The sequence below is a fragment of the Cerasibacillus sp. JNUCC 74 genome, from assembly GCF_053667775.1.
Genome location: NZ_CM132207.1, coordinates 1718720 through 1731923, shown reverse-complemented (window position 1 = coordinate 1731923; position 13204 = coordinate 1718720). Strand labels below are relative to the sequence as shown.

Annotated in this window: 14 protein-coding genes; 8 read left to right on the top strand and 6 right to left on the bottom strand. The window is 36.8% G+C overall.

Features of this window, described 5'->3' with window-relative positions; genetic code table 11:
• Window positions 1-181: 181 nt before the first annotated feature.
• Window positions 182-628 (bottom strand): hypothetical protein, encoded by a 447-nt coding sequence (locus JNUCC74_RS07550; RefSeq protein WP_454067536.1) that lies wholly within the window; start codon window positions 626-628, stop codon window positions 182-184.
• Between the two features lie 237 nt (window positions 629-865).
• Here JNUCC74_RS07550 and JNUCC74_RS07545 point away from each other — a divergent pair, with 237 nt between their 5' ends.
• The 8 genes from JNUCC74_RS07545 (at window position 866) to JNUCC74_RS07510 (ending at window position 6596) form a co-directional block, all read left to right on the top strand.
• A complete protein-coding gene (locus tag JNUCC74_RS07545; RefSeq protein ID WP_077320253.1) occupies window positions 866-1072 on the top strand; it encodes a DUF1657 domain-containing protein in 207 nt (68 codons plus the stop codon).
• A 370-nt stretch (window positions 1073-1442) separates the two neighbouring features.
• Window positions 1443-1910, top strand: coding sequence for a YhcN/YlaJ family sporulation lipoprotein (locus tag JNUCC74_RS07540; RefSeq protein ID WP_454067535.1), 468 nt, complete (start codon window positions 1443-1445; stop codon window positions 1908-1910).
• A 19-nt stretch (window positions 1911-1929) separates the two neighbouring features.
• The gene (gene spoVAC / locus JNUCC74_RS07535; protein WP_077320251.1) at window positions 1930-2409 is read left to right on the top strand and encodes a stage V sporulation protein AC; all 480 of its coding nucleotides are present in this window, start codon (window positions 1930-1932) and stop codon (window positions 2407-2409) included.
• Entirely contained in the window at window positions 2409-3422 is a 1014-nt protein-coding gene (gene spoVAD / locus JNUCC74_RS07530) for a stage V sporulation protein AD (RefSeq protein WP_454067534.1), read from the top strand. The genes spoVAC and spoVAD overlap by 1 nt, the downstream gene beginning before the upstream one ends.
• Window positions 3422-3772 carry a stage V sporulation protein AE gene (gene spoVAE / locus JNUCC74_RS07525; RefSeq protein ID WP_454067856.1) on the top strand — a complete coding sequence of 117 codons (351 nt, stop codon included), beginning with the start codon at window positions 3422-3424 and terminating at the stop codon, window positions 3770-3772. Before spoVAD ends, spoVAE begins: the two co-directional genes overlap by 1 nt.
• Before the next feature lie 12 nt (window positions 3773-3784).
• Complete coding sequence (locus tag JNUCC74_RS07520) at window positions 3785-3985, top strand: DUF1657 domain-containing protein (RefSeq protein ID WP_454067533.1); 201 nt, start codon at window positions 3785-3787, stop codon at window positions 3983-3985.
• Between the two features lie 347 nt (window positions 3986-4332).
• Window positions 4333-5187: a DUF421 domain-containing protein gene (locus JNUCC74_RS07515; RefSeq protein WP_454067532.1), complete on the top strand. Its 855-nt coding sequence runs from the start codon at window positions 4333-4335 to the stop codon at window positions 5185-5187.
• Window positions 5188-5366: 179 nt separating this feature from the next.
• The gene (locus tag JNUCC74_RS07510; protein WP_454067531.1) at window positions 5367-6596 is read left to right on the top strand and encodes a dicarboxylate/amino acid:cation symporter; all 1230 of its coding nucleotides are present in this window, start codon (window positions 5367-5369) and stop codon (window positions 6594-6596) included.
• Between the two features lie 417 nt (window positions 6597-7013).
• On the opposite strand, the gene JNUCC74_RS07505 is transcribed toward JNUCC74_RS07510, so the two are convergent.
• The 5 genes from JNUCC74_RS07505 to JNUCC74_RS07485 all read right to left on the bottom strand — a co-directional run bounded on the left by JNUCC74_RS07505 (window position 7014) and on the right by JNUCC74_RS07485 (window position 13051).
• The gene (locus JNUCC74_RS07505; protein ID WP_454067530.1) at window positions 7014-8000 is read right to left on the bottom strand and encodes a zinc-binding dehydrogenase; all 987 of its coding nucleotides are present in this window, start codon (window positions 7998-8000) and stop codon (window positions 7014-7016) included.
• Window positions 8001-8278: 278 nt separating this feature from the next.
• Window positions 8279-9217: an ArsA family ATPase gene (locus JNUCC74_RS07500; RefSeq protein WP_454067529.1), complete on the bottom strand. Its 939-nt coding sequence runs from the start codon at window positions 9215-9217 to the stop codon at window positions 8279-8281.
• Window positions 9218-9240: 23 nt separating this feature from the next.
• Complete coding sequence (locus JNUCC74_RS07495) at window positions 9241-9498, bottom strand: cory-CC-star protein (protein WP_454067528.1); 258 nt, start codon at window positions 9496-9498, stop codon at window positions 9241-9243.
• Between the two features lie 164 nt (window positions 9499-9662).
• Window positions 9663-11390: a carbon starvation CstA family protein gene (locus tag JNUCC74_RS07490; protein ID WP_454067527.1), complete on the bottom strand. Its 1728-nt coding sequence runs from the start codon at window positions 11388-11390 to the stop codon at window positions 9663-9665.
• A 239-nt stretch (window positions 11391-11629) separates the two neighbouring features.
• Window positions 11630-13051, bottom strand: coding sequence for a hypothetical protein (locus tag JNUCC74_RS07485; RefSeq protein WP_454067526.1), 1422 nt, complete (start codon window positions 13049-13051; stop codon window positions 11630-11632).
• Window positions 13052-13204 lie beyond the last annotated feature (153 nt).

Sequence of the window (13204 nt, the reverse complement as noted above, 5' to 3'; positions counted from 1 at the left end):
TTGATTCGCCTCGACAAGCACTGGAATCATAACAAGAGGATCGTCTTACTTAGGTTTGAAACAATCTTGAGGGGCTAGGATCTGAATGTGGATAAACTCAATACAAATATTTTCTCCCTGAACAATTTTATTATTTCTTGAGCAACAAAAATAGCCAGTATTCTCCTTTTAAGAATGCTGGCTATTCAAATTGCAGCCTTTCTGAATGTTTAATAATAATTTCTTCATCATCTACCTTAAAACGGGCTTCAAAGTGTAGTTCATTTGCTGTTTTCCTTGAAATTTCAAACTCATTTCCATCACTAAATGGATGATAAATATTTCCATGATTAAGCTGTTTCGTTTTTGTTTCACCGGAAAAGAAATGACGTTGATTTCCTGAAATAACAGATATTAACGGCTCCTGATGTTTTAACTTAATGGTCCCCTCTCCAATATATTGCAGGGAACTATATACCTTAATACCTTCATCTGCATTCTCAATGTACATATGTAAAATAAAATCTCCTACCTCCTTCGATTTTGTCGTTTCTTTTATCGTTATATTACGGTGACCAATACCCCCAACCATAATTAAGATAGAACATAAACCAATGATGACCAATAGTAAGGTTATTTTCCTCTTCACGAACTATCCTCCTATACTCCCACTTAGTATATAAGACGAAATTTCACTCGAAAAAGTTTCATTATTTAGTACTTTTTTCATTGAAAACAAAGAATTTCCTCTTTATTTTCCTACTTTGCCTGTTTGGCTTCCAAAAGATTAGTAATAACTGGTGATAATAGGAAAAACATCCTCTGTATATTTCGTACGTTAACAACTCATTCTAACTAATGAACAGTTTAAAAGGAGGAAACCTATATGACTGTATCAAGTCAAATAAAGCAAACAGTTGCTGGTCTTAAAAGTGCTCAAGCCAGTTTTGAACAATTTGCTTTACAAACAGAAAATAAACAAGCAAAGCAGCTATACGAAAACGCTGCTCAACAAACGATGGCTATCTTACAAAGTATAGAACCACGCATACAGCAAATTGAACAAGAAGAACCTCAATATAAAGGTTTTTAAAGTGCATGTTCAAAAAAGAGGTCAAAAGGACTAAGGTCGGCTAAGAACGCAGGCATCCTTGAAGAGATGTATTGCTTTGACGTTTTTCGTATCCTAGAAAAAGAAAAAGCACTTTTTCTGCGTCGATGTAGAGCTGTCGAAGCATACTTCTATCCTGTTGCAACGCCGATACTCACACGCCCTTTTCCTTCAAGATGGCGTAGTTTTGACGAAAGAGTCTATCACTTAAATACATGAGTAGCCGGAAACAAGCCAACAAATTTCTATTTTTGAAGGGTTTTTGAACAACCTTTTAAAACCAAAACAACTGTTGAAGTGAGGCTGGTTCATCACCCCAGCCTCCTTTTACTCCATTAAAGTAGGTGAAATAATGCAAATTGGCAAATGGATGGGAATGGTAGCTTTAGTTGTGTCATTAGTTGCTTGTGGGAATGATTCCGCACTAGAGCCCCCAACAAATCAGAAAAATGAAAAAATAGATTTAGCAAAAATCTCTACGGAACAACCCGTCAGTCAAAAACCAGCGAATGAAGCAAAAGACTTACTTAGTCATTACCCGGAAATAACAAAAATTAATGCTGTTAATACAAATAAGGTTTTATTATTAACCATAGAAATTGAACATATGAAGCGATTTAAGCTGGCGGATATTCGTAAAGAACTCAAGAAAAAGATGAAAAAAAGTTTTCCCGATTTAAAGGTAGAATTATCAACTGATAAAAAAATTGTTATAGAACTGGAAAAATTAGAAAAGCAAATCCAAGAAAACAAACTTACTAAAAAAGAAATAAAAAAAGAAGTTAAACGACTCATTGAATTGTCTAAAGAACAAACTTAATGGAAAGAGGGAGTATAAAATGGCGGATAAGAAAAAGAAAAATGCACCACCTGAAGCTCAAGAATACCAAGCATTTCAACAACAAAGAGAAGTAAAAAGACCCATTTTTAAAAATTGTGTCAAAGCTTTTTTAGTAGGTGGTTTTATTTGCTTCATCGGTCAAATTATCTCTACCTTTTACATGTATTTTTTTCGTTTTACAGAACAAACAGCTGGTAATCCAACTGTAGCCACTTTAATCTTTATCACTATGTTGCTAACTGGATTTGGTTTATATGATCGAATTGGTCAATTTGCTGGTGCAGGTTCTGCTGTACCTGTTACAGGGTTTGGAAATGCGGTCATCGCTTCAGCAATTGAACATCGAACAGAAGGTTTTATTCTCGGAGTTGGTACAAATATGCTAAAGTTAGCAGGGCCCGTAATCGTATATGGCGTATTCGCAGCATTTGTCGTAGCGCTTATTAAAACAATCCTCATCATTTGGGGGGGGCTATAATGTTACAAGGACATCAAACATGGGTTTTTGCTAATAAGCCGGTGATTATTTCTACAGGTACAGTGGGTGGACCATTCGAAGCTGATGGAAAGATTGCTAAAGATTTTGATTTGCTACATGAAGATATGTGGTTAAAACAAGAATCTTTTGAAAAAGCTCAGCAAACGTTAATGGAAGAAGCTTGTCAAATAGCGCTTAAAAAAAGTCCAATTGAAAAAGATCAAGTTCAATTCTTTATAAGCGGGGACTTAATAAATCAAATTACACCTACTAACTTTGCAGCAAAAACACTGAATATCCCTTTTTTCGGCTTATTTAATGCCTGCGCTACTTCGATGGAAAGCCTCGCCCTATCAGCAATGATTATTAATAATAAAGGGGCCAACTATATTCTTAGCGGGACATCAAGTCATAACGCTTCCGCCGAAAGACAGTTCCGTTACCCTACAGAATATGGGGGGCAAAAACCGCCAACTGCACAATGGACAGTTACTGGTGCCGGTTGCTCTTTGATAGCTCAGCAGGGCAAGGGACCGGTGATTACGTCCGCTACAATTGGCAGGATAGTAGACATGGGAATAACCGACCCATTTAATATGGGAGGAGCAATGGCACCTGCTGCTGTCAATACCATTGAAAATCATTTTAAAGACTTGAGTATTGATCCCTCCTATTATGATTTAATTATCACTGGTGATTTAGGTCGTATCGGTCGAGAAGTTTCCTATGACTTATTACTGGAAAGAGGGTTAAATATTAAAGAAGACCAATATGTAGATTGCGGTTTAATCATCTATCGAGAAGATCAGCCAGTCCAAGCTGGAGCAAGTGGTTCTGCTTGTTCTGCTGTAGTAACATATGGCCACTTGTTAAATCGTATGAAAAATGGAGAACTAAAACGTATTTTAGTTGTAGCTACAGGTGCACTACATTCACCGTTAAGCATACAGCAAAACGACCCAATTCCATGTATTGCACATGCAGTAGCTATAGAATCAGGAAGTGATGTATGATGATCTTTTTTTGGGCATTTTTAGTTGGCGGGTTAATATGTGTAATCGGTCAGCTTTTATTTGATGTTTTTAAATTAAACCCTGGACAAACATTGACTATATTAGTCGTATCAGGCGCAATTTTATCCGGTTTCGGTCTATATGAACCATTAATTGATTTCGCTGGTGCAGGTGCAACGGTGCCTATTACAAGCTTTGGTAATTCATTAGTTCATGGCGCTATGCAAGAGGCTGAAATCCACGGTCTAGTTGGTGTAGTAACTGGAATGTTTGAAGTAACAAGTGCTGGTATTTCCTCAGCGATTATTTTCGGTGTGATTGGAGCATTAATTTTTAAATCAAAAGGCTAGGAGGCTAATAACGTGACAGTCGGAGCACAAGTAAAAGGATGTTTTTCTTCCATTAAAAGTATTGAGGCTACTTTACAATTGCTTATAGAAAAAACCAAGGAAGAAGAACAACAAAAACAGTTTAAACAAGCAATGCAGATTGTAGCGGAAGTGAAAAAAGATTTGCAACAACAAGTCATTAAACTGACGAAAGAGGAACCGCAATATAAATGAAGTTATATTTTGAGCAATCGGAATGAAAAGGATCAATGTAAACTACACACCGTCCATGAAACTCTGTTGTACCGCTTTTTTCCCTATCCTTTAAAAAACCGCGTTGTATTGCTGTCGAAGCCACTCTATCCGTGAAAAAGCAATACACTTTTTATGCGTGCGAAATATCGATTCTATGTTTTTTCCGGTACTGTTGCAAGCCGACACAAGCAAATCCTGTCCGGCAAAATTCGAGGCAACATATGGTATACAGTGTATGAGTTAAATCGAAGAAAACCAAAGAAACAAGCCAACGAAGACATTCGCTTCGTCATTTTTACCAGTTTTTTATGAAAGGAGGTTTCTCAATGCCAGACTGGGTTAACGTAACCATTCGGTCGTTTTCTATGTTAGTTATTTTGTTTTTTATGACAAAATGGCTAGGTAAAAAACAAATATCACAGTTAAACATTTTCGAATATATTTCGGGTATTGTGCTAGGGGGAATTGCTGCTGTTCATGCTATTGAGCCAAATGCTAATTTTATGTATGCTTTAATTTCCATGTTTATTTGGTTTATTGTTCCCTTTATCGCCGAGTTTTTGTCATTAAAAAGTAAACGATTTCGTGATTTTACAGAAGGTAAAAGCACTGTACTTATTCAAGATGGTAAAATTATGGAAGATAATCTAAAAAAAGAAAGATACTCAACAGATGATTTGTTAACAGAACTACGACATAATAACGTTTTTTTAGCATCTGATGTGGAATTTGCTGTTCTTGAACCTTCCGGAGAATTAAACGTACTACTGAAAAAAGAAAATCGCCCATTAACAGCAAAAGATGTAGGAATAAATGTAGCCCCAGAAAAAGAACCACAAACGGTTATCATGGATGGAGAGATAATGTTAGAATCACTTGCTAATTTATCGTTAAATGTAAACTGGTTAGAAACCGAACTAGATAAACAAAATGTAAGCATTGAAAATGTATTTCTTGCCCAAGCTGATAACAATGGTCAGTTATACCTTGATTTATACGATGATAAAATTACTGTCCCTGAACCAACAGAAAAAGCGTTATTGCTTGCAAACTTGAAAAAATGTCAAGCGGATTTGGAGTTGTTTTCTTTAGCCACTGAAAACGAGGAAAGTAAGGATATATACGAAAAAAATAGTAAGAAACTCCAACATGCTATTGACCTTGTGCAACCGTATTTATAACCGAAATTTTTCACATTCCGTTGTTAACCGATATAGTTTGGTATCTTAGCTCTTGTTAAAAGCCCTATTATGACAATTATAATTGGTAAATATAGATGAAGTCCCTTTTGTTAACATTATTTTTCGTGTAGAATAGAATAGCTATCTTATTTCATTACACGAAAAAGGAATGAACTGATATGAAGGGTAAATTAAAAGCCTATCGCTTTCCGATCATATTAATTGCTTCAATCATTATCGGGGCCATTATTGGGCTTATATTCGGCAAAGACGCTACGGTTATTAAGCCATTAGGCGATTTGTTTATTAATTTGTTATTTATGATTGTAATGCCGCTTGTTTTCTTTACAATCTCATCTGCTATAGCAAGTATGGACAGCATGAAAAGGCTGGGAAAGATAATGGGTTCTATGATAACGGTGTTTGTGGCTACCGGAATCTTTGCTGCAGTATTTATGCTAATTGCTACCGTTATTTTCCAACCTGGTTCTGGTGTGGATATCCCACGAATAAAACCAGATGAGGTTCAAGAGAAAATGAGCTTTTCTGAACAACTAGTAAATACGTTTACTGTTCCTGATTTTGTAGACTTATTTTCACGCGATAACATGCTTGCTTTGATCGTTTTTTCCGTACTTATCGGTGTAGCAACTGGACTTACCGGAGAAAAAGGAAGAGTATTTACCACATTTTTAACAAGTGGCTCAGAAGTATTTATGAAAATTATACAACTTGTTATGTACTACGCTCCGATTGGTCTAGGCGCGTATTTTGCATCTCTAGTTGGGGAGTTTGGCGCAGAATTAATTGGTGATTACGCTAAAGCAGTAATTATTTATTATCCAGTATCTGTCTTATATTTTGCCATCGGCTTTACCTTATATGCTTTTATCGCTGGTGGTAAAAAGGGAATAGCCCGATTTTGGAAAAACATACTTGCCCCAGCTGCAACTTCACTTGGTACTGGTAGCAGTGTGGCCTCATTACCCGCTAATTTACAAGCTGCAAAGCAAATAGGAGTTCCTAAGGATATTCGGGAAACAGTGCTTCCACTTGGTGCTACCATACATATGGATGGCTCATGTCTTTCAGCTATGTTAAAAATCGCCTTTGTCTTCGGTGTATTTAATTTGGACTTTTCCGGAATCGATACTTTTTTAACAGCAATTGGAATTTGTTTATTGTCTGGTATTGTAATGAGTGGTATTCCCGGTGGAGGTTTTATGGGCGAAATGATGATTATTACACTGTACGGCTTGCCATTAGAAGCTTTACCAATCATTTCTGCTATTGGAATAGTGGTTGACCCTCCTGCAACAATGATTAATGTTACTGGTGATACAGTTTCCAGCATGCTGGTAACTAGACACTTAGAAGGTAAAGACTGGATAGAAAAATCTCCAGCCTAATATAAAAAATATGATAGATTCAAAAACAGGCTGTTTTGAACTGCACCCCCATTGTTAGACATAATCTACCAATTGGAGGTGCAGTTTTTTCTTGAATATCTTTCTTGAAAATAGCTTCGTCGTTTAGCTTAAGCACACTAGCAGTAGCAAAATTGGCACTTTCGTAGAAACCTCTGTTGCAGGGATGTTTCCTTTAGCCGGGACATAAGAAGCCGTATTTTTATTATTTCAAAAATGTGCTAATGATGTTACGAACCGAAAAACGGCTCCTAAATCCCCAATTCGTTTAAGAGCCTTTAGGTCATACCCTTGCGACAAACATTCAAGGAGAAAAGCACTCCTTGAATAAAGTTTCATTTTATCCCGTCATAAGTTCTTCTGTTTGTAAGCTACAAAACAAGCACTTCTAACTTTTGATCATGATATGGATAAATCAATAGCAATTTTTCCAAATTGGTTATTATCATTTAAATAATCCAGCGCCTCCGGCATAGCTTGTAATGAAAAAGTTTTATCGACGACCGGGTGTAATTGATATTGTTCAACATGAGCAAGCATCGCTGTTAACTCCTGTCTGCTTCCCATTGTTGAGCCAAACAGTTGATACTGACCATAGAAAAATTCACGTAAATTGATGGTCACTGTATCTTCCGTTGTAGCACCAAACACAACCATTCTTCCACCCTTTTTCAGCACATCAAGCGATCGTTGAAAAGTAGCTCGTCCTATACTATCGATGACGAGATCCACTGTTTCCGATTTTAACGCCACTTTCCAATCATTTTCATTATGGAGTAGTATATCGGCGCTCAATGATTTTGCTTGCTCCAGCTTTTCTCTGCTTCGAGATGTCACAATCACCTTTGCACCAATATTTTTTGCAAATGCAATTAAAAATGTAGCTACACCACTCCCTGCACCAGGAATAAATACCGTCTCTCCTGCCTTTATTTGTCCCTTTGTAAACAGTGCACGATATGCTGTTAACCCAGATAGTGCAAGCACTCCGGCTTCCTGCCACGTTAAGTGAGCAGGCTTTTTCTCTACTTGGCGATAATCAATAGCAATTTTTTCAGCAAAAGTACCATGATCAGGCATTCCTAATATTTCATACCCTGCAGGCGGTGCACCACTATTATCAAACCACCCTAGCGACGGATTTATGATAACTTCATCCCCTACCTGCACTCCTTGAACCTCTTCACCAACTTTTTCTATTACTCCCGCTCCGTCTGAGCCTAAAATAAGTGGTGATTCAACTCCCTTTCGTCGCTGAGGAATATATAAATCTCGACGGTTAAGTCCCGCAGCTTTGAGTTTAACTAATACTTCATTTGCTTTAGGAATTGGCTCTTCCATTTCCTTCACTATTAATTTATCACGTTCATGGACAAATGCTTTCATAGAAATCCCTTCCTCTTTCTAATTATTTTTTCAGAAATTTTTTGCTCATGTAGAGAAAAATTATAAGCACCAAGCTTCTAGGCATAGACCAAGGATAGTCCTCATACTCTAAAGAGGATGCCTCCGACAATCAAATCGAATTCTTCGTTGATTTTTTCTTACACTTCCTATTTCTAAACATAAGCCTCTCTTGCTGATACCTTTGCTACCATAAGTTTCTATATGCCTTTATTTTTGGGACTTGTACGCTAAAGGAATATATTTTAACGTACAATTTTTCAAACATCACCAGTGGAATAGAAGGAACTGAATTTTTCTAATTGTATTATATCCATAATATCATTAGCAAATAAAGGAACATACACTTTTGCTTGATCCGTAAAAGTGGTTTCTATTCTTTTCATATACGAACGTTCTATTTGTTTTCGCTGATGTAAAAAATCTCCTTCTACCTCCTCTGGTAAGACTTTATTTATTATTAATGTTTTCACATGTAGGCCATGTTTTACAAGAAAATGAATTGCCTTTTCTGTTTCTGTAATAGACAGGCTCTCTGGATTAACTACAAAAATAAATCCTGATGTTTGATCATCTAATAACAACTTACGAGCTTTAGCAAATTGTTCTTTTCGTTTAAGTAATACTTCATAAATAGGATCTTCAATCGGTTCTCCATCATTTAATAGTTGTGTATAGTTTTTACTCGTCTTTTTTCGACGTTGTAATAGACCTTCTATCCAAACACCCATTAACTCAGGTAATGTAAGTAGTCGAATAGTTTGACCAGTCGGTGCAGTATCGATAATGATTTGATCAAAATGATGCTTCTCTTCCAAAATGATGGACACTAGCTTATTAAATAGCGCTGCTTCATCTGCACCAGGGGATGCCCGTACTGTGTCGAGTTGACGATTTACCTCATCCATCATTTGTGGCTGGACTAAATGCTTAATATTTTCTTTTACCTCGTTAATATAGACTTTGGTTTCATGATCTGGATCAATTTCTATAACTTGTAAATGGTTACTGATCTTTGTTATTCGTCCTCCAATTTTTTGATTAAATATATCACCTAGATTATGGGCAGGGTCGGTGGATATAAGCAGTGTTTGTGTTTCTTCTTTTGCTCTGTTCCAAGCAAGCGCAGCAGCAGATGTCGACTTGCCCACTCCCCCCTTGCCACCTATAAAGATAATTTTTTTTAGGAAGTCTTCCAATTCTCTCCCCCCCTACTTGATAATTAACAGCAGCGAATACCGGATAAAGGCGATTTTTCCATCCCCATTCGCAGATGCCAGTCATGGAACTTTTCTAATAAATACGGATATAGTTCTAATGTGTAATAATAGACTGGATTAGGAATTCCAATCATCTCTGAATAAAGTAGTAATAAAAACATATCATCTTCATGCCTTAACTCCCGTACAATCTCTTGACGGTGCGGTAAACTAATAACTTCCTCATAGTAGTGAACAAGCTTTTTAATTTGTTCAAGCATCTTTATCTGTCCCCTTTAAATATGAATTCAAAAGCTAAATAACTGTTAGCTGTAGGTAACAAAGAAATTCACTAAAAACATACCAACTATTTAATCAGATCTTTGACACCCTTAAAGATATAAAGAGGATCGATTTAATCTCCTTTTATTTTTAAACGCCGTTGCTATTCTAATGGGCGTTCATGATCTTCCCGTAAAACGGAAAAAGCGGTGATAATAATCCAGATGGCAAATATAAATATAATCGCTCCTAAAATAAATAATAATGTGTTAGGTGCACTTCCCATCCATGACCATTCAAAAGCAACCTGCTGGAACATAGCATAAAGCGTCATTACCATCAAAAATATCATTGGGATCAGTACGAGTGCATAATTTCTTCCTAACCGCTTTAACCAAACTGCGATTAACATTAAACTAATTGCTGCTAAAAGTTGATTGGCAGTACCGAACAATGGCCATAATTGATAGCCACCAGAGCCAAATCCTTTTGGGCCTTCTGGGAGTAAAACAAGTGCGGCACTGGAGATAACAGCAATGGATGTTGCGATATGAACTTTAGTTAACGCTGGCAGCTTATATTCACTACCCAGTTCAGAAATAATATAGCGCATTAGTCGTACGGACGTATCAAGCGTTGTAGCTGCAAAGCTAACTACAATAATGGATACGATGGTAACTGCAACATCACTCGGAATGCCAAGTCCTCCTGCTAATACAGCTGCGCCTTCTACAAATACTCCTAAGCCATTCGCATTAGCTTCAGCAAAGCTCTGATATACATTGGAAAAGTCTCGAGTGCTGGTAAAAAACGTTGCAACTGCAATGATAGAAACTAGTGCCAATATCCCTTCGCCAACTGCCCCCAAATATCCAACAAATCGAGCATCCGTTTCTTTATTTAATTGTTTAGAAGAAGTTCCAGAAGATACAAGACCGTGAAATCCAGATATAGCTCCACAAGCAATCGTAATAAATAATAATGGCAGCCATGGTGTATCTGCATTAGCATTTGTTGCTGGCGCAGTCATTTCAGGGTTGGTAAACAGTAATCCTAAATATAAAATTCCTAAGCCAACAACAAGCTGATGTGAATTAATAAAATCCCGCGGCTGCAATAATTTCCAAACCGGCAACGTGGAAGCGATGTACACGTAGATCATTAAAATAATAATCCAAATAAAAAATGCTGAAGACACGGTACTTAACCCAAATATTCCAGTCCCCCCTTCACCCCCTAAATACTGGACAAAGTCCATTTGCAATATTTCAATCTTACTTGATAAAATGGCAACTCCATACATAATAACTAAAGCTACTACGGATGGAAGAAGCATCTTGGCATTTCGTTTGTATACCGCATATCCAATCCAAACGGCTAAAGGAATTTGAATAAACACCGGTAAGACACTTGCCGGGTAGGAAATAAATAAGTTTGAAATAACCCAAGCAAATACCGCATTTACCATTAATACAAGGATAAGAATAATGAATAAAAACAAAACCTTTGCACGTTGACCAACTAAACGATGAGCCAATGTTCCTACGGATTGCCCCTTATTACGCACTGATAAAACTAATGTACCGAAGTCATGAACACCAGCGGCAAATACGGTCCCTAAAACGATCCATAAAAATGCTGGCAACCATCCCCAATAAACAGCAATAGCTGGTCCAAGAATTGGTGCAGCTCCAGCAACAGATGTAAAATGATGACCCCATAAAACAAATTTATTTGTTGGAACAAAATCTATCCCATCTTTATAGCGATGTGCAGGGGTAACATAATTTGGATCTAGTTTAAAAATCTTTTTCGCTACAAATTTAGAATAATAGCGATAACCTAAAGCAAAAACAACTATTCCAATAACAGCCACCAGTATACTAGGCATCTCTTTCCTCCTTTTTAGTTACCGCTTTGAAAACGCTTTTAATTTTAATCTGATTTTAGCTTAATTTATTCAAAATGTAAAAATAGTTTTGAATAGTAAAATAAATTTATTTTCCCTGTATACTATATTATTCTTTTTCATTTTATATACATGTTTTAAGACATAATCCGTAACTAGCAGGATATGTAAAAACCTGAATCCCATGTTTTATTGAGATTCAGGTTAATAATTAACTATTGTTAAAAAATGATCACAGCAGCCAGCGTTGCTACAAATAAGCCGCAAATCACGGGGATAAAGTTTTTCCGAACAAGCTCCATTACGGGTACTCCACAAAATCCTGCAATTGCAATAAGTGAGGACCAGGCAACCAGAGCTCCTCCTCCCGTCCATATCGTTCCCATTTGTCCAATTGCAGCAAGAGTTGCTGTATCCATTCCACTTGACGAAAGAGAGGCTGCTAGTGCACCTGTTAATGGCAGACCTGAAAACCCTGAACCGTCTAATCCAGTAGCCATTCCGATTATTAAAATGCTTAATGCTGCTAACCATTCATTTTGCGGTAAATATGCTTGAGTCGACTGCACTAAATCAAATAAAAACGCTGGTGCTTGATTTTCCAAACTCAAAATATTTGCTGAGAAATCCGAACTGCCTAAAAAGAAAAATCCTGCAATCGGAATTACTTGTCCCATCGCTTTAAAAGCAAAAACAAACCCATCCGTAATATGTTTGGTGACATAATCCAGTGCTTGTTGTTTTCGAAGGACAATGGTCGATAATAGCAGAAGAATAACCGCAACTCCACCTATAAAAGCAGCACCATCTCCTCCTTCTAATCCACTCATTCTTCCAGAATTAAGTTTTTCATAAATCATATAAATGACTACCGTCACTAACGTTAGTGGAACAATAACAGCAAAGATCTTACTCCATGTTTTTAGTCTTGGCCCTTGTTGCTCTTGAGTTCTTTCTCCAATGTTTTGCATATTTTTAAGTTCTTGATTATTTAAAGGGTCTTCTTTTGTGCGAATGGTTTTTCGATACAATATATAAGCTAAACCAATAGCAATTCCGCCTGTGATTAAGGATAAAATTAACGCTTGTTCTGCTACTGCGGCTGTCTCAACACCTGCAGAAACAGCAGATAAGTTTGGAGCTACTTGAACAATATAATCAGAGGAAAGAGCCATACCTTGACCTGCAATTGCGATTGCTACTGCAGCTGTAGCCGCCGGTAATCCTGATCGTATGGCTGCTGGTACTAACAAAGTACAAACTAACGGAACGGCAGGTGTCGGCCAAAAAAACAAAGAAATAACATAGGTTACTGTAACTAAAACAAAATAAGATATATGCCCATTAACCATCCATTTTTGAATAGGCTGAATCATATGCTTATCTGCCCCTAGATCTCTAAGCGAATTTAATAAGGCTAACATAAACGTAATAATTAGAAAGATACTAAACAGTTCTTGTGCCGCAACTAAATTCGCTTTAAAAATTGCTGTAAACCCATCTACGATACTGCCTTTGTATAGCCAGGCAATAAAAAATGTACCTAATAAAGTTGGAAGGACAACACCTTTTCGCATGATCATGGTTCCGATTATGATTAATGTAAATAAACCATATAAAAAATGAGATAAAGAAAGCTCCATCATTAAACCTTCCTCTCCAATAAGTGTGGTATAACCTATGCATTTTTTGAGGGTTTAGTTCATTTTAAGATGAGGCTTTCTTAGCAAGTTTAGTGTTCTCATAGCTGTTTTAAAAGGATTGTTATTTTGTTGAACCCTTCACATTTCAGCTAT

Bases quoted from the DNA above. Each gene is read 5' to 3' on its own strand.
- JNUCC74_RS07545 (WP_077320253.1), top strand. From the start codon at position 866: ATGACTGTATCAAGTCAAATAAAGCAAACAGTTGCTGGTCTTAAAAGT.
- JNUCC74_RS07540 (WP_454067535.1), top strand. From the start codon at position 1,443: ATGCAAATTGGCAAATGGATGGGAATGGTAGCTTTAGTTGTGTCATTA.
- spoVAC (WP_077320251.1), top strand. From the start codon at position 1,930: ATGGCGGATAAGAAAAAGAAAAATGCACCACCTGAAGCTCAAGAATAC.
- spoVAD (WP_454067534.1), top strand. From the start codon at position 2,409: ATGTTACAAGGACATCAAACATGGGTTTTTGCTAATAAGCCGGTGATT.
- spoVAE (WP_454067856.1), top strand. From the start codon at position 3,422: ATGATCTTTTTTTGGGCATTTTTAGTTGGCGGGTTAATATGTGTAATC.
- JNUCC74_RS07515 (WP_454067532.1), top strand. From the start codon at position 4,333: ATGCCAGACTGGGTTAACGTAACCATTCGGTCGTTTTCTATGTTAGTT.
- JNUCC74_RS07510 (WP_454067531.1), top strand. From the start codon at position 5,367: ATGAAGGGTAAATTAAAAGCCTATCGCTTTCCGATCATATTAATTGCT.
- JNUCC74_RS07505 (WP_454067530.1), bottom strand. From the start codon at position 8,000: ATGAAAGCATTTGTCCATGAACGTGATAAATTAATAGTGAAGGAAATG.
- JNUCC74_RS07495 (WP_454067528.1), bottom strand. From the start codon at position 9,498: ATGCTTGAACAAATTAAAAAGCTTGTTCACTACTATGAGGAAGTTATT.
- JNUCC74_RS07490 (WP_454067527.1), bottom strand. From the start codon at position 11,390: ATGCCTAGTATACTGGTGGCTGTTATTGGAATAGTTGTTTTTGCTTTA.
- JNUCC74_RS07485 (WP_454067526.1), bottom strand. From the start codon at position 13,051: ATGGAGCTTTCTTTATCTCATTTTTTATATGGTTTATTTACATTAATC.